Annotated in this window: 25 protein-coding genes; 18 read left to right on the top strand and 7 right to left on the bottom strand. The window is 64.7% G+C overall.

The annotated features are described in order from the left end of the window. Positions 1-33 precede the first annotated feature (33 nt). Genes fliS through HHL21_RS19240 form a run of 5 tightly spaced genes read left to right on the top strand, consistent with a single transcriptional unit; the run spans position 34 to position 3,025 of the window. Complete coding sequence (gene fliS / locus HHL21_RS19260; RefSeq protein ID WP_169468891.1) at positions 34-474, top strand: flagellar export chaperone FliS; 441 nt, start codon at positions 34-36, stop codon at positions 472-474. 6 nt (positions 475-480) lie between these two features. Beyond that, positions 481-807, top strand: coding sequence for a flagellar protein FliT (locus HHL21_RS19255; protein ID WP_308640258.1), 327 nt, complete (start codon positions 481-483; stop codon positions 805-807). A 27-nt stretch (positions 808-834) separates the two neighbouring features. Continuing rightward, positions 835-1,926, top strand: a complete 1,092-nt coding sequence (gene fliK / locus HHL21_RS19250) for a flagellar hook-length control protein FliK (protein ID WP_169468887.1) — start codon at positions 835-837, stop codon at positions 1,924-1,926. After that, positions 1,919-2,251 (top strand): EscU/YscU/HrcU family type III secretion system export apparatus switch protein, encoded by a 333-nt coding sequence (locus HHL21_RS19245; protein WP_169468885.1) that lies wholly within the window; start codon positions 1,919-1,921, stop codon positions 2,249-2,251. The genes fliK and HHL21_RS19245 overlap by 8 nt, the downstream gene beginning before the upstream one ends. Positions 2,252-2,266: 15 nt before the next feature. Further along, positions 2,267-3,025, top strand: a complete 759-nt coding sequence (locus tag HHL21_RS19240; protein WP_370659764.1) for a flagellar brake protein — start codon at positions 2,267-2,269, stop codon at positions 3,023-3,025. A 108-nt stretch (positions 3,026-3,133) separates the two neighbouring features. Here the strand turns inward: HHL21_RS19240 and fliE are convergent, their stop codons facing one another. Next, positions 3,134-3,478: a flagellar hook-basal body complex protein FliE gene (gene fliE, locus HHL21_RS19235; RefSeq protein ID WP_169468884.1), complete on the bottom strand. Its 345-nt coding sequence runs from the start codon at positions 3,476-3,478 to the stop codon at positions 3,134-3,136. A 243-nt stretch (positions 3,479-3,721) separates the two neighbouring features. Between fliE and fliF the strand changes: the two genes are divergently transcribed. The 13 genes from fliF (at position 3,722) to fliR (ending at position 14,849) form a co-directional block, all read left to right on the top strand. After that, the gene (gene fliF, locus HHL21_RS19230) at positions 3,722-5,410 is read left to right on the top strand and encodes a flagellar basal-body MS-ring/collar protein FliF (RefSeq protein ID WP_169468882.1); all 1,689 of its coding nucleotides are present in this window, start codon (positions 3,722-3,724) and stop codon (positions 5,408-5,410) included. Continuing rightward, the gene (fliG, locus tag HHL21_RS19225; RefSeq protein ID WP_169468880.1) at positions 5,403-6,398 is read left to right on the top strand and encodes a flagellar motor switch protein FliG; all 996 of its coding nucleotides are present in this window, start codon (positions 5,403-5,405) and stop codon (positions 6,396-6,398) included. The genes fliF and fliG overlap by 8 nt, the downstream gene beginning before the upstream one ends. Continuing rightward, a complete protein-coding gene (locus HHL21_RS19220; protein ID WP_169468878.1) occupies positions 6,398-7,063 on the top strand; it encodes a flagellar assembly protein FliH in 666 nt (221 codons plus the stop codon). Before fliG ends, HHL21_RS19220 begins: the two co-directional genes overlap by 1 nt. Further along, on the top strand, positions 7,063-8,463 hold the full coding sequence (gene fliI, locus HHL21_RS19215) for a flagellar protein export ATPase FliI (protein ID WP_169468921.1): 1,401 nt from the start codon (positions 7,063-7,065) through the stop codon (positions 8,461-8,463). Before HHL21_RS19220 ends, fliI begins: the two co-directional genes overlap by 1 nt. Positions 8,464-8,500: 37 nt before the next feature. Beyond that, positions 8,501-8,941: a flagellar export protein FliJ gene (gene fliJ, locus HHL21_RS19210; RefSeq protein ID WP_169468877.1), complete on the top strand. Its 441-nt coding sequence runs from the start codon at positions 8,501-8,503 to the stop codon at positions 8,939-8,941. Between the two features lie 26 nt (positions 8,942-8,967). After that, positions 8,968-10,203, top strand: coding sequence for a flagellar hook-length control protein FliK (locus HHL21_RS19205; RefSeq protein WP_169468875.1), 1,236 nt, complete (start codon positions 8,968-8,970; stop codon positions 10,201-10,203). A gap of 173 nt (positions 10,204-10,376) precedes the next feature. Continuing rightward, positions 10,377-10,865 (top strand): flagellar basal body-associated protein FliL, encoded by a 489-nt coding sequence (gene fliL / locus HHL21_RS19200; protein ID WP_169468872.1) that lies wholly within the window; start codon positions 10,377-10,379, stop codon positions 10,863-10,865. Between the two features lie 13 nt (positions 10,866-10,878). After that, complete coding sequence (fliM, locus tag HHL21_RS19195) at positions 10,879-11,859, top strand: flagellar motor switch protein FliM (RefSeq protein WP_169468870.1); 981 nt, start codon at positions 10,879-10,881, stop codon at positions 11,857-11,859. 48 nt (positions 11,860-11,907) lie between these two features. Beyond that, positions 11,908-12,327 carry a flagellar motor switch protein FliN gene (gene fliN, locus HHL21_RS19190; RefSeq protein ID WP_131429483.1) on the top strand — a complete coding sequence of 140 codons (420 nt, stop codon included), beginning with the start codon at positions 11,908-11,910 and terminating at the stop codon, positions 12,325-12,327. Further along, entirely contained in the window at positions 12,324-12,959 is a 636-nt protein-coding gene (gene fliO / locus HHL21_RS19185; RefSeq protein WP_169468868.1) for a flagellar biosynthetic protein FliO, read from the top strand. Before fliN ends, fliO begins: the two co-directional genes overlap by 4 nt. Further along, entirely contained in the window at positions 12,949-13,719 is a 771-nt protein-coding gene (gene fliP / locus HHL21_RS19180; protein ID WP_169468866.1) for a flagellar type III secretion system pore protein FliP, read from the top strand. The genes fliO and fliP overlap by 11 nt, the downstream gene beginning before the upstream one ends. A 10-nt stretch (positions 13,720-13,729) precedes the next feature. Beyond that, on the top strand, positions 13,730-13,999 hold the full coding sequence (gene fliQ, locus HHL21_RS19175; RefSeq protein ID WP_131429486.1) for a flagellar biosynthesis protein FliQ: 270 nt from the start codon (positions 13,730-13,732) through the stop codon (positions 13,997-13,999). Positions 14,000-14,030: 31 nt separating this feature from the next. Further along, positions 14,031-14,849 (top strand): flagellar biosynthetic protein FliR, encoded by an 819-nt coding sequence (fliR, locus tag HHL21_RS19170; protein ID WP_169468864.1) that lies wholly within the window; start codon positions 14,031-14,033, stop codon positions 14,847-14,849. A 118-nt stretch (positions 14,850-14,967) separates the two neighbouring features. On the opposite strand, the gene HHL21_RS19165 is transcribed toward fliR, so the two are convergent. The 6 genes from HHL21_RS19165 to HHL21_RS19140 all read right to left on the bottom strand — a co-directional run bounded on the left by HHL21_RS19165 (position 14,968) and on the right by HHL21_RS19140 (position 22,058). After that, the gene (locus HHL21_RS19165; RefSeq protein ID WP_169468861.1) at positions 14,968-15,666 is read right to left on the bottom strand and encodes a transposase; all 699 of its coding nucleotides are present in this window, start codon (positions 15,664-15,666) and stop codon (positions 14,968-14,970) included. A 178-nt stretch (positions 15,667-15,844) separates the two neighbouring features. After that, positions 15,845-17,077, bottom strand: a complete 1,233-nt coding sequence (gene flgL / locus HHL21_RS19160) for a flagellar hook-associated protein FlgL (RefSeq protein WP_169468859.1) — start codon at positions 17,075-17,077, stop codon at positions 15,845-15,847. A 19-nt stretch (positions 17,078-17,096) separates the two neighbouring features. After that, positions 17,097-19,070, bottom strand: coding sequence for a flagellar hook-associated protein FlgK (flgK, locus tag HHL21_RS19155; RefSeq protein WP_169468857.1), 1,974 nt, complete (start codon positions 19,068-19,070; stop codon positions 17,097-17,099). 255 nt (positions 19,071-19,325) lie between these two features. Then, positions 19,326-20,288, bottom strand: a complete 963-nt coding sequence (flgJ, locus tag HHL21_RS19150; RefSeq protein ID WP_169468854.1) for a flagellar assembly peptidoglycan hydrolase FlgJ — start codon at positions 20,286-20,288, stop codon at positions 19,326-19,328. A 9-nt stretch (positions 20,289-20,297) separates the two neighbouring features. Continuing rightward, entirely contained in the window at positions 20,298-21,401 is a 1,104-nt protein-coding gene (locus HHL21_RS19145) for a flagellar basal body P-ring protein FlgI (protein ID WP_169468850.1), read from the bottom strand. Positions 21,402-21,413: 12 nt separating this feature from the next. Next, entirely contained in the window at positions 21,414-22,058 is a 645-nt protein-coding gene (locus HHL21_RS19140) for a flagellar basal body L-ring protein FlgH (protein ID WP_169468848.1), read from the bottom strand. Between the last annotated feature and the right edge of the window lie 17 nt (positions 22,059-22,075).

Below are 22,075 nucleotides of genomic sequence, written 5' to 3'. Positions count from 1 at the left end.
AGTCGGCTAACAACGGCATTTGGAAGGAATAACATGTTCGGATCAATGAAAAGCGGCGCGAATGCATACGCCAAGGTCGGCGTCGAAACCGGCGTCATGGCGGCCAGCCCCCACAAGCTGATCGTCATGCTGTACGACGGCGCCCTCACGGCCGTGCGCAACGGGCTGACCCATATGAAAGCGGGCAATATCCCGGAAAAAGGCGCCTCCATCTCGAAGGCGATCCTGATCATTGAGAACGGACTGCGCGCCAGCCTCGACCGCGAAGTCGGCGGCCAGATCGCCGAAGGCCTCGATTCGCTGTACGAATACATGGGACGCCGCCTGGTGGCCGCCAACATGCACAACCAGCCGGAAGTGCTGGAAGAAGTGCAGCGCCTGCTGACCGAACTGCGCGATACGTGGAACGCCATCGGCGCTGCGCCGCTCCAGGCTGCCGAGCAGTCCAACGCCCCTGTCCTTGCGAGTGCCTGAGCCATGATGACCAGCCAAGAAGTGTTATCGATGTACGAATCGATGGTCGGCCTGACCGAACAGATGGTGGCCGCCGCCAGCAGCAGCGACTGGGACCGCCTGGTCGACCTGGAAACCCGCTGCGCCGGCTGCGTCGAAGCGCTGCGCCAGAACGAAGCGCAGATCGCGCTGAACGCCGACAGCCGCCTGCGCAAGGTCGAATACATCAAGCGCCTGCTGGCCGACGACCGCAAGATCCGTGACCTGACCATGCCGTGGATGGCCCAGCTGTCCGCAATGATCAGCAACACCGGTACCCAGCGCCGCCTGTCCAGCACCTACGGCGTCGTCTAAGGACCGCGCGGTCCCGGCATGGAGCGCATGACCGTCAGGGGCGTCGACCGGGTCGCCCCGGCCATCCCGGCGCTGCCGGCCGGCGACGTCCGCCAGGAAGCGTTCGAACGCGCGCTCCAGACCCAGGTCGGCAAATCGATGCAGGTGGCCGTGCTGGCACGCCTTGCCGACGGCAGTTTCCTGGTGCGCGTGGCCGAACAGAACGCCCGCATGGCGCTGCCTGCCGGCACCCAGCCCGGCACCGAGCTGCCGATGACGCTGGTCAGCACCCATCCCCGTCCCGCCTTCCAGCAAGCCGGCGCCGGGCAACTGATCCACCCCACCCTGGTCCAACAGGAATTGCCCGGCCTGCGCGCGCCCGGCACGGCCGCGCTGGCCGCGTTCCGCGCCCAGCTGGCGCCCGCCGCCGAGCATGCCGGCGCGGACCCGCGCAACGCCCACGTGTCGCTCAGCGATGCCGGGCGCACCATTGCGCGCATCCTCTCCTCCGGCCAGCAGGCCGCCGGGGAAGCGGCGTCGATCCGCTCCACCACGCCGCTGACCGGTCCGGGCACGCCCGAACCGGCGCGGCTGGCGCAGGCTTTGGAGGGCGCGCTGGCCCAGAGCGGGCTGTTCTACGAATCGCACGTGGCCGAATGGGCCGAAGGCAAGCGCCCCCTGCCCGAGCTGTTGCGCGAACCGCAGATGCAGCGCGCGGTGGCCGACGGTGCCAGCAAAGGAATGGCGGCCGAAGCCGATCCGGCCGCCTTTCATCTCATCAGCCAGCAACTGGCGGCGCACGAAAACGGCCGGATCACGTGGCAAGGCCAGGTCTGGCCGGGCCAGGACATGCAATGGGAGATCCACAAGGACGCGCCCGAGGACGGCCCGCGCGGCGAGGCCGACACCGAACCCGGCTGGCGCAGCGGGCTGCGCCTGCGTTTCGCCGGACTGGGCGAGATCGCCGCAACCATCGTGATCGCCGGGGACCAGCTGCACATCCAGCTCAAGGCCGAATCCGGCGACACCGGCGCGCTGCTGCGTGCGCGCTCGGGCGAACTGGTGGCCGCGCTGGGCGCGGCCGGCAGTCCGCTGGCCTCGCTCGACATCCACAGCAAGCAGGAGCGCGGCGGTGAGTGACGCGCTTGCCAGCCAGAAGCAGCAGAGCGCCGTCGCGCTGGCCTACCAGGGCGGCGACGCCGCGCCGAAGGTCGTTGCCAAGGGCAAGGGGCTGCTGGCCAGCGAAATCATCAAACGCGCTGGAGAAGCCGGAGTTTTTGTGCACGAATCGAAAGAGTTGGTGGCTTTGCTCATGCAAATCGACCTCGACCGGCAGATTCCGCCACAGCTATACCGGGCGATTGCGGAACTGCTGGCATGGCTATATCATATTGAGTCTGGGAAAACTTCTGGTGACGCCCGACCTGCGCCACCCGACACTGCCCGGCTCATCGACACACTATAAGAACAGCGGCACACAATGATGCAAGAAAACACCGGTTCCGAGCTCGACAACTGGCATGACTACCGGGTCGAGTCGCGCAAGGAAATCATTGCCCTGCTGCGCAATATCGGCGAAAAGAACCAGCTGGTCACGATGCTGATCCGCGGCCAGTCGGAAGTCTGCGTGACCTCGATTATGGCGGTGGAAGCGGACACCATCTACCTCGATTGCTCGATCAACAGCGAGCAGAACCGCCGCATTGGCGCGGCTGGGCGCATCTCGTTTGAAACCTCGCTCGACAAGATCCGCATCCTGTTTGTCGCCGACAACGGCGTGCAAGCGGCCACCTGGGACGGGCGTCCTGCGTTCAGGATGGCGCTGCCCGACTCGATGATCCGGCTGCAGCGGCGCGAATATTACCGCATGCCTACGCCGGTCAGCAACCCGGTGCGCGCGGTGATCCCGATGCCGTTCGAGCTGGGCGGCGGCAGCAACATCTTCCCGCTGGCCGACATCAGCTGCGGCGGCATCGCCATCCTCGACAACAAGCTCCAGCTCGGCAACACGATCGGCAACACCTACGAAGGCTGCAAGATCGAGCTGCCGGAGATCGGGACGGTGACGACGGCGCTCCGCATTCGCAACTCGCTCGACCTGACGCTACTGAACAGCAAGACCAACCGCCGGCTAGGCTGCGCCTTCGTCGACATCTCCCGTGGCAACCTCGCCAACGTCCAGCGCTACATCACCAAGCTCGAGCGCGAACGCAACGCCCGCCTCGCCGGCCTCGGCTAAAAAGTAGCGCAATCAACGGCAAAAAAAAATCGGGGTCCGTCCCCGGGGACAGACCCCGGGGACGGACCCCGATTTTCGCTTGCGCAAACATTTGATCTACTTCAGCGGTCATACCTGCATGTTCATGATCTCGTGGTAGGCCGAGACCAGCTTGTTGCGCACCTGTACGGTGGCCTGGAAGTTGATGCTGGATTTTTGCATCGCGATCATCACGTCCGACAGGCTGACGCTGTCGTCGCCCATCGAAAACGCCTTGCCCATCGCGCTGGCCTTGGTCTGGGCGGCGCTGACGCCTTCCAGCGAACTCTTGAGCGCGTCGGCAAAGTTGACCTTGGCCGCGGGCGCTTCGGTGCCGACCGGCGCAACCGCGGGACCGGCCGGCTTGACCGCCGCCGCCTTCAATTGGGCCATCATCGCCTGGATCCGGTCGGCCCCTATCGATGCTACGTCCATGTTGTTTTCTCCGATTCATGCATTGGCAGGCCGCAACGATGCGCCTGCGCGCGGGTACAATGTGCGTACACGCTTTCTCAGGCTGCCAGAATAGCAGTGCCAGAGCGGCATTTCAGGCCGAGGAAAGGCCTATTCCCCCCCCTGTTCGCGCGTTTGATTGTTGCCGTACACCAGCATAATCCTGCTTAAGCCCCATTCCTCGCACAGGTCTGGGATCCCTTATTACCTCGGATACCATCAAACATGGCAGCAGCAACAGCGGACGTACTTGTAGACACCCCGGAATCGAAGCCGACGTTCCTACAGACCCAGATGGGCAAGAATTTCCTGCTCGGCGCTGCCATTGCGTCTGTCCTGGCGATCATGGCCGCGATCTGGCTGTGGAGCCAGCAGCCCGACTACAAGGTGCTGTTCTCGAATTTCTCCGACCGCGACGGCGGCGCGATCACCGCGTCGCTCGACCAGATGGCGATCCCTTACAAGTTTTCCGAAGGCGGCACCGCCATCCTGGTGCCGTCCGAGCATGTGCATGACGCGCGCCTGAAGCTGGCGTCGCAGGGCCTGCCGAAAGGCGGCAACGTCGGCTTCGAGCTGATGGAGAACCAGAAACTGGGCGTGTCGCAGTTCCATGAACAGGTCAACTACCAGCGTTCGCTGGAGGGCGAACTGGCCCGCTCGATCGAGTCGCTGGCCGCCGTCGGTTCGGCGCGCGTGCACCTGGCGCTGCCGAAGCCGTCGGTCTTCGTGCGCGAGCAGCAGAAGCCGACCGCGTCGGTGCTGCTGAACCTCCAGCAGGGCCGCGTCCTCGACGTCGCCCAGGTGTCGGCGATCGTCCACCTGGTCGCGTCCAGCGTGCCGGAACTGCCGGTGTCGAACGTGACCGTGGTCGACCAGGCCGGCAACCTGCTGTCCGAGAACGGCAAGCCGGCCGGCGGCGCCAAGCAGCTCGACCCGAACCAGCTGAAGTACGTCACCGAGATCCAGCAGCGCATCATCAAGCAGGTCGAGTCGCTGATCACGCCATTGGTCGGCCAGGGCAATGTACGCGCCGAGGCGACCGCCGATATCGATTTCGCGCAGGTCGATACCGCCGCCGAAAGCTACAAGCCGAATTCGCCGCCGGAAGCGTCGGCGATCCGCAGCCAGCAGGTGTCGGAAGCGAATACTCCTGGCGGCGCCAACGCCGCCGGCGTGCCGGGCGCCTTGTCGAACCAGCCTCCGGGCGCCGCCACCGCTCCGCTGGACGGCGCAGCCGGCGCACCGCCTGCAGGCGGCGCCAACGCCGCACCGACGCGCAAGGATTCGACCACCAATTACGAAGTCGACAAGACCGTGCGCTACGAGCAGCGCCCGATGGGCGGCATCAAGCGCCTGACCGTGGGCGTGCTGGTAAACTACCGCCGCATCGTCGACACGAAAACCGGCAAGGTGAACGTCAAGGCGCTGACCGCGGCGGAAGTCGCGCAGATCAATGACCTGGTCAAGGAGGCGATGGGTTATTCGCAGGCGCGCGGCGATACGCTGAACGTGACCAACGCGCCGTTCGACGGCGTCGACAAGCCGGCCACGCCGGAAGCGCAGCTGGAATGGTGGAAGGATCCGGCCAACCTGCCGCTGGCGAAAGAGCTGGGACGCTACCTGCTGCTGGCGCTGGTGCTGGGCTTCCTGTATTTCCGCCTGCTGCGCCCCCTGCTTCGCCCCCTGCTGCGCAGGTTCGACCAGATTACCGAAGTACCGCCGCTGCCGCCGGAGGCTGAGATGACGAAGGAAGAAGCGGTGCAGGCAGAGGTCCAGCGCATCCAGCTGGAAGTGGCAGAGACGAATATCGCGCGCGGTTACCGCGAGAACCTGGCGATGGCGAAGACGCTGGCCAAGGACGATCCGCGCGTGGTGGCGAACGTAGTGAAAGCATGGGTAGGCGCAAATGAATGATAACGGCATCCACAAGGCAGCGATCCTGATGCTCGCCATCGGCGAAGAGGAAGCTGCGGAGGTGATGAAGTTCCTGGGTCCGCGCGAGGTGCTCAAGCTGGGCGCCGCGATGGCGACCATGAAAAGCGTGCAGCACGAGCAGGTGGTGTCGGTCCTCGATTCGTTCCGCGAACAGACCGAACTCAATTCGACCGTCGGCCTCGACTCGGACGAATACATCCGCCAGGTGCTGACCAAGGCGCTGGGCGACGACAAGGCGACTGTCCTGCTGTCGCGTATTTTGGGCGGCAAGGACGCGTCGGGCATCGAGAGCCTGAAGTGGATGGACGCGTCGTCGGTGTCTGAACTGATCCGCAACGAGCACCCGCAGATCATCGCGACCATCCTGGTCCACCTCGAGCGCGACCAGGCTTGCGAGATCCTCGGTAACTTTACCGACCGCCTGCGCAACGACGTGGTGCTGCGCATCGCCACGCTGGACGGCGTGCAGCCGGCCGCGCTGCGCGAACTGAACGACGTGCTGACCAAGCTCCTGTCGGGTAACGAGAACATCAAGAAGTCGTCGCTGGGCGGCGTGCGCGCCGCGGCGGAAATCCTGAACTTCATGAGCGGCGACCAGGAAAGCTCGGTCATGGACAACATCAAGAACTACGACAACGACATGGCCCAGAAGATCATGGACGAGATGTTCGTGTTCGATAACATCATCGACATCGACGACCGCGGCATCCAGCTGCTGCTGCGCGAAGTGCAGTCCGAGATGCTGATCATCGCACTCAAGGGCGCGTCGCAGGACCTGCGCGAGAAGATCTTCCGCAACATGTCGCAGCGCGCCAGCGAGATGATGCGCGAGGACCTCGATTCCAAAGGCCCGGTGCGCCTGTCGGAAGTGGAGTCGCAGCAGAAGCAGATCCTGCAGATCGTGCGCCGCCTGGCCGACGAAGGCCAGATCGTCCTGGGCGGTAAAGGCGAGGATTCGTTCATCTGATGGCGACCATTCCAAAAGAGATGCAGACCGCGTACCAGCGCTGGGAGATGAATTCGTTCGACCCGCGCCCTGCCCTTTCGCCGGCTGCCGCCGAGCCGGAGCAGGCCGCCGCCGACCCTGCCTACGCACTGCCCACCGTCGCGGAACTGGCCCAGATCCGTGAGCAGGCGCGCGCGGAAGGCTACGACGAAGGCCACGCCGCCGGCTATGCCGACGCGCTGGCGATCGGCCGCCTTGAGGCGGCCGCCGAACTGGAACACCTGAAAACGCTGGCCGTCACCTTCGGCAATGCGCTGTCGCAGGCCGACGAGAACATCGCCAGCGATGTGCTGGAACTGGCCCTGCACGTCGCGAAGGGCATGCTGCGCACCGCGCTCGAGGTCAAGCCCGAACTGGTGATCCCGGTGGTGCGCGAGGCGATCGAATACCTGCCGGTGCTGCAGCAGCCGGCCATCCTGATGCTCAATCCCGACGACACCGCCCTGGTGCGCGAAGCGATCGGCGAAGAACTCGACAAGGGCGGCTGGCGCGTGGTGGAAGACGCCCAGATCGCGCGCGGCGGCTGCAAGATCGACACCGCCAGCAACCAGATCGACGCGCAGGCCGCGTCGCGCTGGCAGCGGCTGTCGCAGTCGCTGGGCAAGAACGTGGAGTGGCTCGGCTGATGACCGGCCAGGCCGACCGCCATACCGCGCGCTGGCGCGCCTACCTGCGCGACTGCGACGCGCTGGTAGGCTTCGTCGAGCCGATGCAGGTGTGCGGCAGGGTCACGCGCGTGGCCGGCCTGGTGATGGAATGCGTCGGCCTGCGCCTTGCGGTCGGCAGCGCCTGCACCATCCCACTTCCGAGCGGCGCGCGGGTCGAGGCTGAAGTCGTCGGCTTCGAGGGCGACCGTTTGTTCCTGATGCCGCAAAGCGATGTCGAAGGCATCGTACCTGGCACCCGCGTGTTCCCGGTCGAAGCGTCGGTACCGCGTCCTGGCAGCGTACCGCATCCGCGCCGCCGCCCGAGCGACCGCGCGCGCCACCTGCCGGTCGGCGAAAAGCTGCTTGGCCGCGTGGTCGACGGCGCCGGCCGCCCGCTCGACGGCCTCGGCCCGCTCGGCACCGACGAAGTCGCGCCGATCAACGCGCGCCCGGTCAACCCGCTCGACCGCGCACCGATCACCGAAACGCTGGACGTCGGCGTGCGCGCCATTAACTCGATGCTGACTGTCGGCCGCGGCCAGCGCCTTGGCCTGTTCGCCGGTACCGGCGTCGGCAAGTCGGTGCTGCTCGGGATGATCGCGCGCTACACCACCGCCGACGTGATCGTGGTCGGCCTGATCGGCGAGCGAGGCCGCGAGGTCAAGGAATTCATCGAACAGATCCTCGGGCCGGAAGGCCGCGCGCGTTCCGCCGTGGTGGCGGCGCCGGCCGACAGCCCGCCGCTGATGCGCCTGCAGGGCGCGGCCTATGCGACGGCCATCGCCGAGCATTTCCGCGACCAGGGCAAGAATGTCCTGTTGATCATGGACTCGCTGACCCGCTACGCGATGGCGCAGCGCGAAATCGCGCTGGCGATCGGCGAGCCGCCCGCCACCAAGGGCTATCCGCCGTCGGTGTTCGCCAAGCTGCCGGTGCTGGTGGAACGGGCCGGCAATGGCCTCGAGGGCGGCGGCTCGATCACCGCCTTCTACACCGTGCTGTCCGAGGGCGACGACCAGCAGGACCCGATCGCCGATGCCGCGCGCGGTATCCTGGACGGCCACATCGTATTGAACCGCCACCTGGCCGAGGCCGGGCACTATCCGGCGATCGACATCGAACAGTCGATCAGCCGCGCGATGCACACGATTACCACGCCCGAGCACCAGCAAAAGGCGCGCCGCCTCAAGCAGCTGTATTCGCGCTACGAGCGTTCGCGCGACCTGATCAGCGTGGGCGCCTATGCCTCCGGCAGCGACCCGGTGCTGGACCAGGCCATCCTGCTACACGACCAGATCGAGTCCTTCCTGTGCCAGGAAATCCACGAAAACACCGGCATGCAGCAGAGTTTGGGCCAACTTACCTCTCTGTTCGACTGATTGGGGTGCGCGGGCCGCACCTATAATCTGATCCATTATGGCCAAATCCTCAGCCCTGGACACCCTGATCGAGCTCGCGCAGCGCGAGACCGACGACGCCGCCAAGCGCCTTGGCGCGGCGCTCAAGGCGGTCGAGGAAGCGGAGGCCAAGCTGCAGATGCTGCACGGGTACCGCGACGATTATGCGAAGCGCTTCGAGCAGGCCCAGATGGCGGGAATGACCCCGATGGCGCACCGGAATTTCGTGGCCTTCGTCGACAAGCTGGAAAACGCCATCAACGGCCAGCGCGAAGTGATCAAACACGCGGAGTACAAGAGCGGCATCGAGAAGACCGCATGGCAAACCAGTGAACGCAAGCGCCTGTCGTACCGCACGCTGAACGAGCGCGCAACGGCCGAGGCGCTGCGGATCGAGAACAAGCGCGACCAGAAGGCGATGGACGAACACGCAGCACGGCAGGCGCATTTCAAGCGCTGACCAACAACGAACGGATTGACAGCACCATGCAAACCCAGAACCTCTTGCCACAGATCTCCAGCGCCAGCCCGGCGCCGGCGCGCCACAACGCCCAGGCCCAGGCCCAGAACGACAACGGCGGCGCCCAGTTCAGCCAGGCCCTGTCGCGCGAAATCACGCAGCGCCAGAACGCTACGCCGGCGCCGCAGGCCAGGCCCGCAACGCAGGCCAAGCCTGCCGAGAAGGCCGCCGCCGCGAAGCAGGACCCGAGCCGCCCGGCGCAGGCCGACAGCGCGCGCCAGGCGGCCGCGAAGGCCGACAGCAAGGACAAACCAGCGACGGCGTCGGCAACCACCGGCAAGGACAGCACCGACAAGGCGGAAGACGCCGCCGCGCGCGCATCCGAGCTGCCCGTGACCGACATGCTGGCGCTGGTGGCCAGCTTCAACCAGCTGCAGGTGATCCCGAAAGACGCGGCTGCGGCACCGGTAGCCGGCGGCGGCGCAGCGCCCGCATTGGCCGCCGAAGGCCGCGCGGCGCTGCCCGACCTTCTGGGTCAGTTTGCGCAAGGCGCACCGCTTGCGCCGTCGCCTGGCGAACAGCCTGCCGCGGAAGGCAGCGCAGCGCCGGTGCGGCCGGCTGCGGATGCCGCCCCTGCCGCCGCGGCAACCGCCGCCCGGCCCGACGCGGAAATCGACACGTCGAAGTTCGCCAGCCTGCTCACGCAGGAACGCGCCGAGCCAGCGCCGCTCAAGGACGCGCAGGCCGCCACTGCCCCCCTGAACGCGCCGGTCCAGCAAGCCTCGTTGAACATCGCGCAGGCAGCCGCTGGCGTGGCCACCGACCGCATCGCGGCGCGGGTCGGCACGCCGGCATGGGATAACCAGGTCGGCCAGAAGATCGTGTGGATGCTCGCCGGCCAGGAACAAAGCGCCACCCTGACCCTGAACCCGCCCGACATGGGCCCGATGCAGGTGGTGCTCAGCGTGACCAACGACCAGGCCACCGTGACCTTCTCGGCCAACCAGCTGGAAGTTCGCCAGGCGCTCGAAAACGCCATGCCGAAGCTGCGCGAAATGATGAGCGAGAGCGGCATCGCGCTGGGTAATGCGACGGTCGATGCCGGCACGCCGGACCAGCGCCAGGCGCCGGGCGAGCCGTCCGGCCGCGGCGGTTCGGGCGGACGATCTGGCAGCGCCGGCAATGCGATCGATGTGGCCGAGCACCAGCCAGGTCGCCCGATGAGCGGCGGCGGGCAAGGCATGGTTGACATATTTGCATGACCTGAACGCGGCGGACCTGCGGATCCGCCCTTCCCTGCGGAAGGCAAGCCTTGATGTGGCTATTTTTAGTGCCTCTTTTCAAGCAATTCGCCTGCGCGTTTATTCCCGATAATGACATAATGACGGCGTGAATCACTAAAGCCGGATGAGTTCCCTTGAAAGCAAATGAAAAAATGAAAGCTGATCCGAAAGCAGATGCGGCAGCCGTTCCAAAATCTTCTCCGAAGAAGCTGATCATCCTCATTGCCATCGCTGTGCTCGTGCTGGTCGCGGGCGCCGGCGCGGCCTGGTACCTGCTGCAAGGCGACGCTGGCGCAGCGCATGAAACGGAAGTCAAGCCGGCTGAACCGCCGGTATATGTTCCGCTGGAAAAATTCGTCGTGAACCTGCAGCCTGAAGACGGCGAGCAATATCTGCAGATTCAGTTTACGCTGCAGGTAGCGACGCTCGAACAGGTTGAGGTAATCAAGGCAAACATGCCGAAGATCCAGAGCCGCGTGCTGCTGCTGCTGTCGGCCAAGCGCGCGTCGGAACTGTCGACGCCGGAAGGCAAGCGCCAGCTGTCGAGCGAACTGATCAAGTCGATCAACGAACCGTTGGTCGCCAAGGGCGAACCGCAGCTGGTCTCGGACGTGTTGTACACCAGTTTCATTATTCAGTAAAAGTCAGCAGACCATGGCCGATAATTTCCTCTCACAGGAAGAAGTCGATGCCCTTCTGAAGGGCGTCAACGGCGATCAGGACGACGCCGATACGCCTGAGGAAACCTCGGGAGTACGCACCTATAACCTCGCGACCCAGGAACGCATCGTTCGTGGCCGCATGCCTACGCTCGAAATCATCAACGAGCGTTTCGCGCGTTTGCTGCGCGTGGGCCTGTTCAACTTCATCCGCCGCAGCGCCGAAGTATCGGTCGGCTCGGTGCGGGTGTCGAAGTACAGCGAGTTCATCCGTAACCTGGTGGTGCCGACCAACCTGAACCTGGTGCACATGAAGCCGCTGCGCGGCACCGGCCTGATCGTGTTCGATCCGGGCCTGGTGTTCCTGCTGGTCGACAACCTGTTCGGCGGCGACGGGCGCTTCCATACCCGGGTCGAAGGGCGCGACTTTACCCAGACCGAGCAGCGCATCATCCTGCGCATCCTCGATATCGTGTTCGAGGCCTACACCAAGTCGTGGGAACCGGTCTACCCGGTCGAGTTTGAATATATTCGTTCAGAAATGAACACCCAGTTCGCCAACATTGCCACGCCCAACGAGGTGGTGGTGTCGTCGACGTTTACGGTTGAGCTTGGCTCGGTCAGCGGCCAGATCCACATCTGCATGCCCTACTCGATGATCGAGCCGATCCGCGACACGCTCACCTCCAGCCTGCAGGGCGAGGCGCTCGAAGTCGACAAGCGCTGGATCCGCCTGATGACGCAGCAGATCCAGATCGCCGAAGTGGAACTGGTGGCGACCCTGGGGCACGGCCGCGCCTCGTTCGACGAGATCCTGAACATGAAGGTGGGCGACATTATCCCGCTCAACGTCGCCGAACAGATCGAAGCGACGGTCGACGGGGTGCCGGTGATGGAATGCACGTATGGCGTGCTCAATGGACAGTACGCGCTGAAGGTAGAAAAGCTGCTGGCCAATTCCGACAATCTGAAGTAAAGCGAGCCCGGCGCGTAGTGCGCCGGCATGGAAACACAGGAGAGCAACATGTCCGATAATCAAGACGACCAGAGCATGGACGACGACTGGGGCGCCGCCATTGCCGAGCAGGCAAAAGCGGAAGCCGAAGCGCTCGAAAAGCAGCAAGCGGCCACGGCCGCCGTGTTCAAGGACTTCTCGAACAAGGGCGCCAAGAACGACACGCCGAACGATATCGACTTCATCCTCGACATCCCGGTCCAGCTGACCGTTGAACTCGGCCGCACCAAGATCGCCATCAAGAACCTGCTGCAACTGGCGCAAGGTTCCGTGGTCGAGCTCGACGGCCTGGCCGGCGAGCCGATGGACGTGCTGGTCAACGGCTGCCTGATCGCCCAGGGCGAAGTGGTCGTGGTCAATGACAAATTCGGCATTCGCCTGACGGACATCATCACGCCGTCCGAACGGATTCGAAAACTCAACAAATGACGGCGCGCCTGCTGACCGCGGCCGCGCTGCTGTGCTGCCTGGGCGCGCCGGTGTTTGCCGCCGCGCCCGCTGTTCCTGGCGTCACGCCACCTGTCACCAAGCCGCCAGGCGCCGCACCAGGCGCGCAGGCGGCCCCTGCCGTTACCACGGCGGCCGATGCGAGCGCCGCTGCCGCAGGCGATACGCCCGCCACGGCGGTTGCGCCGGCGCCGGCGCAGCCCGGATTCGTCACGCCGCGTCCGGTTCAGCCGGCAGCGCCTGCTGCCGCACAGCCGACCGGCTCCGCCGCGGGCAGCCTGATGCAAACCACCTTCGCGCTGCTGCTGGTGCTCGGCCTGCTGGCCGGACTGGCCTGGTTCCTCAAGCGCTACGGCCCGAAGGCAGCTGGCGGCAGCGCCAACCTGCGCATGGTCGGCGCGCTCAACCTTGGCGGCCGCGAACGCATCATGGTGATCGAAGTGGGCGACCAATGGATCGTGGTCGGCGCCTCGCCGGGCCGCGTGAATGCGCTGGCGACGATGCCCAGGCAACACACGGTCGAGCCGCACCCGGGCCTGCAGCCTGGCCTGCCGATGGCGGGCGGCTTTTCCGACTGGCTCAAACAGACGATAGACAAACGCAATGCAAAGTAAGCAGCACCTGCTCCCCAGCGCAAAGACCGCGCTCAAGTGCCTGCTGGTAACGGGCGCGCTCGCCCTGCCGCTGGCTGCCATCGCGCAAGGCATCCCGGCCTTCACCAGCGCCCCGGCGCCGGGCGGCGGCACTGCCTACTCGCTGCCGGTCCAGACGCTGCTCTTGATGACGGCGCTGTCGTTCCTGCCGGCAGTGCTGCTGATGATGACCAGCTTCACCCGCATCATCATCGTGCTGTCGCTGCTGCGCCAGGCGCTCGGCACCCAGAGCGCGCCGCCCAACCAGGTCATGGTCGGGCTCGCGCTGTTCCTCACCCTGTTCGTGATGGGACCGGTGTTCGACAAGATCTACGTCGACGCCTACCAGCCGCTGCAGAAAAACGAAATCCAGATGGGCGAAGCGATCGACCGTGCCGTCGCGCCGCTCAAGAGCTTCATGATCAAGCAAACGCGGCAGGCCGACCTCGCCATGTTCGTCAAGATCTCGCGCAGCCCGGCGCTGCAAGGGCCGGAAGACATTCCGCTGCGCGTACTGATCCCCGCCTTCGTCACCAGCGAACTGAAGACCGCGTTCCAGATTGGCTTTGCGATCTTCATCCCGTTTTTGATCATCGACATGGTGGTCGCCAGCGTGCTGATGTCGATGGGTATGATGATGATGTCGCCCGCGGTCATCGCGCTGCCGTTCAAGCTGATGCTGTTCGTGCTGGTGGACGGCTGGCAGCTGCTGCTCGGTTCGCTGTCGCAGAGTTTCTACTAGGAGCAGCTTGATGACCCCGGAAAGCGTCATGACGATGGGCCGCACGGCCATGGAAGTCACCCTGATGGTGGCGGCGCCGATGCTGCTGGTCGCGCTGATCATCGGCCTGATCGTCAGCATTTTCCAGGCCGCCACCCAGATCAACGAAGCCACGCTCTCGTTCATACCCAAGCTGGTCGGCATTTTTGTCGCCCTCGTCATCGCCGGGCCGTGGATGCTGGCCGTCATGCTCGACTACATGCGCGGCGTGTTCACCGGGATACCGGGACTGATCGGCTAATGCAAGCGGGCCGTTTCGCGGGAGAAGCGCGATGATCACGCTCACATCCGGCGAAATGAACACCTGGATCGCGGCCCTGCTGTGGCCGTTGACGCGCATCCTCGGGCTGATCGCCGCCGCCCCGCTGTTCGGCAACACCAGCGTACCTGGCCGGGTCAAGGTCGCGCTCGGCGTGATGCTGGCGCTGATCATGGCCCCAGCGATACCCGCCGCGCCGGCGGTCGACCCGATCTCGTGGGCCGGCCTGCTGATCCTCATCCAGGAACTGCTGATCGGCCTCGCGATGGGGTTTGCGATGCGAATTGTGTTCGCCGCGATTGAAATGGCCGGCGAAGTCGCCAGCCTGACGATGGGACTGGGATTCGCCAGCTTCTTCGACCCGCTCACGCAGGGTCGCTCATCGGCGGTCAGCCAGTTCCTGGCGCTGGTCGCCACGATGGCCTTCCTCGCCGTCAACGCCCACCTCGTCCTGCTTGAAGCGCTCGGCGAGAGTTTCTTCACGCTGCCGATATCCGCCTCGCCGATATCAGTCGGCGCTCCCTATGAAATGGCGCGCTGGGGCGGCAAGATATTCAGCGCCGGGTTGCAGCTCTCGCTACCGATTGTCGCTGCGCTCCTCATCACCAACATCGCGCTCGGCATCCTCACGCGCGCCGCCCCGCAGCTCAACATTTTCGGCATTGGCTTCCCGATCACGCTGGGCGTGGGCTTGCTGGTGATCAGCATCGTCTTACCCTACCTGGGCGGGCCGATCCAGACCCTGTTCAACCAGGGCATTGAGGCGAGCCGGCTGATTCCGCGCACGGCAGCCGAACGCGCGCCGCCGGCGATGCCAGTGCCCAGGCCATAACGCCAGCGGCCGAAAATCGGGGTCCGTCCCCGGGGACGGACCCCGATTTCTCCGGCGCCAACTTTTCCGCGTCGATTCTCGAGATGCAATACGTTCCGGCGGTTTTACGGACCTGCGTCTATTTTCCCGAGGTCACCGCACCAACTGATATTTTCTGTTTTCGCTGTGCCGACGAGCCAAGCATCGCCGCGTATCGGTCGATCACCAGGCCGTCCGCAATGGTAGAGTTACCATTCGTCGCGCGGCGAAGCAAGGTCAGGATGTCGGAGTCAATTTCGTTTGCGAAGAGTTCGCGATATGCAGCTTGTCGGTCGGTTGGCTCATGGGCGAGCCTGCGATAGAGATCATGCGGCGTGACTAAGGCGTTCGGAATGCCTTCGGCGTTGGCACGGTAGCTCGACCAGCTGTACGCGCCAGGATGGGAGACGATCGCCGCCCGGACAGGATTGAGCTCAATGTACCGCTGACATGTCAAAAAGTAGTACTCGTTTTCAACAATACACGAACGATACCTCCCCTCCCACAGCGTTCCGCTTCGCTCATAGCGCCGATTGAAGTACTGCACATACCGTTGGCCGAGCGCCTTCATCATCCGCGCACCGGATTCAGGCGCCGATGGGGACAATAAGAGATGCACATGATTGGTCATCAATACATATGCGTGGATAGCGCAAGCGGCCTTGTCGGCACACTCCTTGAGCATGTTCAGGTAGACCAAGCGGTCTACTTCGGCTGAGAAACAGACATCGCGATTATGGCCGCGCTGAATGAGATGCAGCGGTACGTCTGAACGAAACAACCGGGCCCGCCTTGCCATGTCCCCTCCCAACGATTAACGCATTCTCAACCGTACTCGAAGAGCGAAGCCAAGCCATTAAACAGGATCAATCGGGCGGCGGTAAGGCAGCCAAGCTAATTGTTGAGTGGATAAAAATCGGGGTCCGTCCCCGGGGTCTGTCCCCGGGGACGGACCCCGATCTGAGCAACGGAATTTATCAGCCGATGTAGTTGAACAGCGACAGCCCCGATAGCGACTTGAACGACATCTGCGATGCTTCCAAGGTCATCTTTTGTTGATGGAACAGGGAGATGGTCTTGACCATGTCAAGGTCTTGCAGGTCCGATAGCGTGGCGGTGTACTGGATGTTGCGGTCTTCGCCGGCGCCATCCAGGTAGTCGAGTTCCTTCAGGCTGGAGCCGACACCGGCGCGGACCGCCAGCACGTTTTCCAGCGCGGCGTCGAGGTTGTCGTGCGCCATGTTGAGCCCGTTCGAGAGCGCGGCTTGCTTGGAGCCGTTCGCCGGCAGCCCAAGCGTGTCGATCAGCTGGCTGAGCGTGGTGAAGATCGATTGCTTTTCGCTCGGCTTGACGTTGAAGACGTCGCCGTTGGCCGGCGCGCCGGCGATGTCGAATACCACGCCTTCAAAGGTGATCTGCTTGCCGCTTTCGAACGGGACGTTGAGCGCGACCGGCGGCGGCAGCGGGATTTCGGCCGCGCGCGATTCGTCGGTGACGGTGTAGGTGGTTTGCGGCGGCGTTCCGGCTACCGTGAATTCGATCTTGTAGTCGTGCCCGAGCAGCGCCGCGGCGTCGGCGATCGTACCCGACGAGATGACGCCCGCGCCAATGTTGCCGGCGGCAGCCGAGGTCTGGAAGGTGCCGTTGCCGGTCGCGACGTTTTCGAACACGGAGCTGCCCGAGTCGCTGATGGCAAGGTTGCGCGAGGACGCGACCTGCAGTTTGCGGATGCCCTGGTCGCCATGGTACTGGGCGCCGCCGGCGACCAGCGAGAACGGCGGCGAGCCCGTGCTGTAGCCGGAGAACAGGTAGCCGCCGACGCCGTCGGCGGTGTTGGCCACGCCGAGCAGGTCGTTGAGGCGGCCCTTGAGCTCGATGGCGAGCGCCTGGCGGTCAGCCGGCAGCAGCGTGCCGTTGCCGGCGTTGACGGTGAGCGTCTTGACGTCCTGGATCAGCCGCGTGGTGCTGGCCAGCGCCTGCTCTACTTGCGCGAGCGAGGAGCGGGCGTTTTGGCGGTTGGTCGCGTACTGGGTGTTGACCGATTGCGATTGCGTCACTTCCAGCGCGCGTGCCGAGGCGACCGGGTCGTCCGAGGGCGTGAGGATGCGGCGGTTGGTCGACAGCTGCATCTGGGTGCGCGCGAGCTGGCTTTGCAGCGTGCCGAGCTGGCCGGTGCCGGTTTCGAACATGGTACTGGTACTGATGCGCATGATGACTCCGAGCGTGCGATTAACGTAGCGACAGCAGCGTGTCGAACAGGGTGCTGGCGATCTGCATGACCTTGCCTGCCGCCTGGTAGGCTTGCTGGTACTTGAGCAGGTTGCTGGCTTCTTCGTCCAGGTTGACGCCCGATACTTCCTGTTGCGAGGCGCGCACCTGGCTGAGCAGCGCTTCGCCGGCGTCGCCGTTGACCTGCACTTCACGCGTCTTGTTGCCGATGAAGCTGACCAGCTCGGCATACGCGGACTGGTAGGTCGCCGTGCCGCCGTCGAGGATGGTCTTGGTCTGCAGTTTGCCGAGCGCGTGGGCGTTGCGGTTGTCGGAGGCGCCGTTGGTGTTGGCGCTGATCTTGAACGTATCGCCTTCGGCCGGCTTGCCGGTGAAGCTGACGTTGACGCCGCCGATATTGTAGTTGTCGCCGGCCTTGAACAGGATCGGGTCGGTGCCGACCACGAACGGTTGCGGCGTGCCGCCAGCGGAGGTGACGTACACCGTCGATCCCGCCGGGAAGCCTTGCAACTCGCCCGACGCTGCGTCGAAATTCAGGGTCAGCGGCAGTGTCGGGGCGCCGGCGAGGTATTCCTTGGAGATCGAGCCTTCGCTGATCTTGGCGCTGCCCTTGTTCCCCAGCGGCGTGTTGGTGACCACCGGCGCACCGGCGGCGATCTGCGCGATGTCCTTGATCGCCACGTTGAAGTTGGCGGCGCCGCCAATTGTTGGCCTGACGATGAAATAGTCGCCTTCGGTGGCGGCGTTCTTGATGTCGAAAGCGATGCCGAAGATTTCTTGTGGCTGGGTTTGCGGGAACGGGTTGATTTCGACCGCCGCGCCGCCCGAGGTCGACGACACCCAGTAGGAGCCGTTCTTGTATTCGACCTTGTAGTCGCTGTGGGTCAGCTTGCTCGAATCGACAATGGCCGCCTTCACCTGCGGCGCGAGGGCCGGGTTGCTGACCGGGGTGTTGGTCAGGCTGGCGCCGACCACCGCTTCGCCAATGGTGAAGAAATCGCCGCCCATGGCCGACTTGCTGTCCAGCCCCAGCTTGTGCTGGGCATTGAAGGTTTCGGCGATGCCGATCGCAATGCGGCCGAGCGAGTTCTGCGCACGGTCGAGCGTATTGGTGCGGAACTCGAGCAGCCCGCCGAGGGCGCCGCCCGACAGCGAACTGTCGGCCAGTACCGTCATCTTGTTGCCGGTCATGTAGCCGACCTGGACGCGGGCCAGGTCGGTCGGCGACGTCGCAACGGCGAGCTCGAACTGCTTCGAGCCGACCACCAGCGGCATCCCGACGCCGATCGAGATCGTCAGGCTGTTGTTGGCGCCCGGCGTGACGTTGGCTTTGATTTCCTTGTTCAGTTCGAGCACGAGCTGGTCGCGCGCGTCCATCAGGTCGTTCGGTTTCGCATTGCCGTTGGCCAGCGTGAACTTGCCGATCTGCTCGTTCAGGTCGGCGATCTGGCTGGCGTAGGAATTGATCAGCGTGACTTTGGTCGTGACCTGGGCATTGACGCCGTCGCGGATCTCTTGCATACGCCCGTCGAGCGACTGGAAACGCGAGGCCAGCGATTCGGCATTCGACAGCACGGCCTGGCGCGCAGCCGTCGAGCTCGGATTGGCGGCGAGGTTGTGCAGGCCGGTGAAGAAATTCTGCAGCGCAGGCGACAAGCCGGACGTGGTGTCGGCAAGCAGGTTGTCAATCTGGCTGATCTGGCTGTTGTAGGCCTCGAGCGAGCTCAGCGATGACTGGGCGTTGCGGACCTGGGTGTTGAGGAAGGCGTCGGAATAGCGCTTGATATCGGCGACTTGCGTGCCGCTGCCGACAAATCCATAACCGAAGTCCTGCGCCATCGCGGACGACTGCACCACCGTCTGGCGGCTGTAGCCGGCCACGTTGGCGTTCGAAATATTGTGGCCCGTCGTGGACAGCCCGGCTTGCGCCGCGAACAGTCCGCTCTTTCCGATACTGAGGAGATTTCCAGCCATGGTGTCAGTTACTTTCCATTGTTTAGTCTAATAACGGCAGCTGCGGCAAAAACTTGACTTGCAAAAAAAGCAAGCCACCTGCGCTACCGGGGTCTGTCCCCGCGCTACCGGGGTCTGTCCCCGCGCTACCGGGGTCTGTCCCCGCGCTACCGGGGTCTGTCCCCGCGCTACCGGGGTCTGTCCCCGCGCAACCGGGGTCTGTCCCCGGGGACGGACCGGGTCACGTTGACCCCGAAGTTGACGTGGCCAACCGGCCTATGCCAGCGAGTGTTTAATAATCCGCGTCAGTTTTGCCGCGTACATCGGGTCGGTCGCGTAGCCAGCGCGCTGCAGGCCTTGCGCGAAGCCGCTCGCGTCGGTCGCGTTCGCCAATACCTTCTCATAGCGAGGGTTGTGCGTGATCAGCTTGGCGTAGTCCTTGAAACTGTCGGCATAGCTGTCGTAGGCGCGGAACTTTTCTACTTTGGTGCGCGGCACGCCGTTCACGTATTCGGTGGTCACGGCGGTCGCGACCTTGCCCTTCCAGCCCGGTCCGGCCTTGATGCCGAACAGGTTGTGGCTGGTGCTGCCGTCGACGTTCTTGATCTCGCGCTTGCCCCAGCCGGTTTCCAGCGCCGCCTGGCCGAGCATGAACTTGGCCGGGATGCCGGTGGCGCGGCTGGCTTCGTCCGCGTGGATGGCCAGCTTGTCCTGGAAGTTGCGCACGTGGCTGGCCTGGCTGCGGCCGCTGGCGGTGACGCCAGGATTCGCGGCGACGGCCGAGGCGAACGGCGTCAGGCCGCCTTTCTGGGCAGCCTGCTCTGTGCCCGGCTGTCGCATCAGCGCGGCCGCGTCGAGTCCCGGCGGAATCGCGTTGACGTTCGGCGCCTGGGCGCCCGGCTCGCCGCCGATGGCCAGCGCCTGGGCATTGACTTGCTGGGTCGACAGCTGGCGGATCAGCATGTCGGCCAGCCCGACGCCGCGCTTGGCCAGGTTCTGGCTCAGTTGCTGGTCGAGCATCGTGGTGAAGGTCTTGGTCTGCTGATTGTCCGCCATGCCTTCGGCAGGCGTGGCGTCACGCGCGCTCTTGAGCATCATGTTGATGAACATGGCCTCGAACTGGGTCGCGGCCGTCTTCAGCGCTTCCGGCGAGCCGGCCTTGGCCGACTGCTTCAGCTGCCCGAGTCCTTTGGTATCGAACGCGAGCTTGCTGGTCAGGTCTTGGGTCGGGATCGCCATGGTCTTGCCTTAGATGATCTCGAGCTCGGCGCGCAGCGAACCGGCAGCCTTCAGCGCCTGCAGGATGGCCAGCAGGTCTTGCGGGGTGGCGCCGATGGCGTTCATGGCCTTGACCACTTCGGACAGCGAGGCGCCGCCCTTGACCATGATGACCTTGCCCGGTTCCTTCTTGATCTCGACGCTCGGCGTCTGCGTGACCACGGTCTGGCCGCCCGAACGCGAATTCGGCTGGCTGACCTCGGTGTCCATGCCGACGCTGACCGACAGGTTGCCGTGCGAAATGGCGCAGGTATCGAGCGTGACGGCCTGGTTCATCACCACCGAACCGGTGCGTGCGTTCATGATGACCTTGGCCGCGACCTTGGCCGGATTGACTTCGAGGCCTTCGAGGATGCCGATGAAGGACACCCGCTGGTCGCTCGACGATGGCGACATCACGCGCACGACGCGGCCGTCCAGCGCGGTGGCGATCCCCGGACCGAAGTGGCTGTTGATCGCTTCGACCATGCGGCTGACCGTCTGGAAGTCGGTTTCCTTCAGTTCGAGGCGGATCTGGTTGTTTTCGCCGAGGTTGGACGCGACTGCGCGTTCGACGGTGGCGCCGCCGGAAATCTTGCCGACCGACAGGTGGTTGACCTGGACCTGGGCACCGCCGGCCGCGGCGCCCACGCCGCCGACCAGCACGTTACCCTGCGCCATGCCGTAGATCTGGCCGTCGGCGCCTTTCAGCGGCGTCATCAGGAGCGTGCCGCCGCGCAGGCTTTTGGCGTTACCGATCGACGAGACCGTGATGTCCATGGTCTGGCCCGGCTGAGCGAAGGCAGGCAGCGAGGCGGTGACGGTGACGGCGGCCACGTTTTTCAGTTGCAGGTTGGTGCCCGGCGGCAGGCTCACGCCCATCTGCTGGAGCATCGACACGATCGACTGCACGGTGAACGGGGTCTGGGTGGTCTGGTCGCCCGTGCCGTCGAGGCCGACGACGATGCCGTAGCCCATCAGCTGGTTCTGGCGCACGCCGGCGATGCTGGCCAGGTCCTTGATGCGGTCGGCGTGCGCCAGTTGCGGCAGCAGCATGGCGGCGCACAGGCCGATCGCGGAGAGAATCTTATGCATGGTCATACCCGGTCAGAATGGCAACAGCGACAGGAAGAAACGCGCGGCCATGGCCGTCATTTCCGCGCGGTCGATCTTGCTGTTGGTACGGTATTCGACGCGCGCGTCGGCTACCTGGGTCGACGACACCATGTTGCCGGTCGTGATCGTATCCGGGCTGACCATGCCGGAGAAGCGGATGAACTCGGTTCCCTTGTTCATCGCGATCTGCTTTTCGCCGGCAACGATCAGGTTCCCGTTCGGCAGCACTTCGGTGACCGTCACCGCCATGGTGCCGCTGAAGGTGTTGCTCGCGCTTTGCTTGTCGGAGTCGGCGAACTTGGTCGCCGCATCGGTCGACACGCCGGCGCCCAGCGCATTGCGCAGCACGCCAGGGGCGGTGAAGCTGACCGCGCCGGTCTTGTCGCCCGAGCTGGCGCCGGCCTTGACGGCGGAGGTGCGCTCGATGATGTTGATGGTCAAGAGGTCGCCGATGTGGCGCGCGCGGCGGTCTTCGAACATCGGGCGGTAGCTGGCGGTCTGGTAGATGGCGCCATTGTTCGGCGCCGGCATATCCGACGGGATCGGGCGGGCGCTGGTAGGCACCTGCACGATCGAGGTTGGCGTTGCGGCGCAGCCGGCCAGCGCCAGCGACACGAGGAAAATGATTGCCTTCATGATGTTTCTCCGGCCCG

The sequence above is a fragment of the Massilia polaris genome (assembly GCF_012927275.1).
Classification (GTDB): domain Bacteria; phylum Pseudomonadota; class Gammaproteobacteria; order Burkholderiales; family Burkholderiaceae_D; genus Telluria_A; species Telluria_A polaris.
The sequence above is the reverse complement of the archived record's forward strand: the minus strand, read 5'-3'. Positions and strand labels throughout refer to the sequence as shown.

Coding starts and splice junctions, on each gene's coding strand:
- HHL21_RS19165 (WP_169468861.1), bottom strand. CDS start 15,666: ATGGCAAGGCGGGCCCGGTTGTTTCGTTCAGACGTACCGCTGCATCTC.
- flgK (WP_169468857.1), bottom strand. CDS start 19,070: ATGGCTGGAAATCTCCTCAGTATCGGAAAGAGCGGACTGTTCGCGGCG.
- fliO (WP_169468868.1), top strand. CDS start 12,324: ATGACGGCGCGCCTGCTGACCGCGGCCGCGCTGCTGTGCTGCCTGGGC.
- fliI (WP_169468921.1), top strand. CDS start 7,063: ATGACCGGCCAGGCCGACCGCCATACCGCGCGCTGGCGCGCCTACCTG.
- fliJ (WP_169468877.1), top strand. CDS start 8,501: ATGGCCAAATCCTCAGCCCTGGACACCCTGATCGAGCTCGCGCAGCGC.
- fliN (WP_131429483.1), top strand. CDS start 11,908: ATGTCCGATAATCAAGACGACCAGAGCATGGACGACGACTGGGGCGCC.
- fliP (WP_169468866.1), top strand. CDS start 12,949: ATGCAAAGTAAGCAGCACCTGCTCCCCAGCGCAAAGACCGCGCTCAAG.
- HHL21_RS19205 (WP_169468875.1), top strand. CDS start 8,968: ATGCAAACCCAGAACCTCTTGCCACAGATCTCCAGCGCCAGCCCGGCG.
- fliS (WP_169468891.1), top strand. CDS start 34: ATGTTCGGATCAATGAAAAGCGGCGCGAATGCATACGCCAAGGTCGGC.
- flgJ (WP_169468854.1), bottom strand. CDS start 20,288: ATGGCGATCCCGACCCAAGACCTGACCAGCAAGCTCGCGTTCGATACC.
- fliG (WP_169468880.1), top strand. CDS start 5,403: ATGAATGATAACGGCATCCACAAGGCAGCGATCCTGATGCTCGCCATC.
- HHL21_RS19140 (WP_169468848.1), bottom strand. CDS start 22,058: ATGAAGGCAATCATTTTCCTCGTGTCGCTGGCGCTGGCCGGCTGCGCC.
- HHL21_RS19220 (WP_169468878.1), top strand. CDS start 6,398: ATGGCGACCATTCCAAAAGAGATGCAGACCGCGTACCAGCGCTGGGAG.
- fliK (WP_169468887.1), top strand. CDS start 835: ATGACCGTCAGGGGCGTCGACCGGGTCGCCCCGGCCATCCCGGCGCTG.
- fliL (WP_169468872.1), top strand. CDS start 10,377: ATGAAAGCTGATCCGAAAGCAGATGCGGCAGCCGTTCCAAAATCTTCT.
- HHL21_RS19145 (WP_169468850.1), bottom strand. CDS start 21,401: ATGCATAAGATTCTCTCCGCGATCGGCCTGTGCGCCGCCATGCTGCTG.
- fliR (WP_169468864.1), top strand. CDS start 14,031: ATGATCACGCTCACATCCGGCGAAATGAACACCTGGATCGCGGCCCTG.
- fliM (WP_169468870.1), top strand. CDS start 10,879: ATGGCCGATAATTTCCTCTCACAGGAAGAAGTCGATGCCCTTCTGAAG.
- fliE (WP_169468884.1), bottom strand. CDS start 3,478: ATGGACGTAGCATCGATAGGGGCCGACCGGATCCAGGCGATGATGGCC.
- fliF (WP_169468882.1), top strand. CDS start 3,722: ATGGCAGCAGCAACAGCGGACGTACTTGTAGACACCCCGGAATCGAAG.
- fliQ (WP_131429486.1), top strand. CDS start 13,730: ATGACCCCGGAAAGCGTCATGACGATGGGCCGCACGGCCATGGAAGTC.
- HHL21_RS19255 (WP_308640258.1), top strand. CDS start 481: ATGACCAGCCAAGAAGTGTTATCGATGTACGAATCGATGGTCGGCCTG.
- flgL (WP_169468859.1), bottom strand. CDS start 17,077: ATGCGCATCAGTACCAGTACCATGTTCGAAACCGGCACCGGCCAGCTC.
- HHL21_RS19240 (WP_370659764.1), top strand. CDS start 2,267: ATGATGCAAGAAAACACCGGTTCCGAGCTCGACAACTGGCATGACTAC.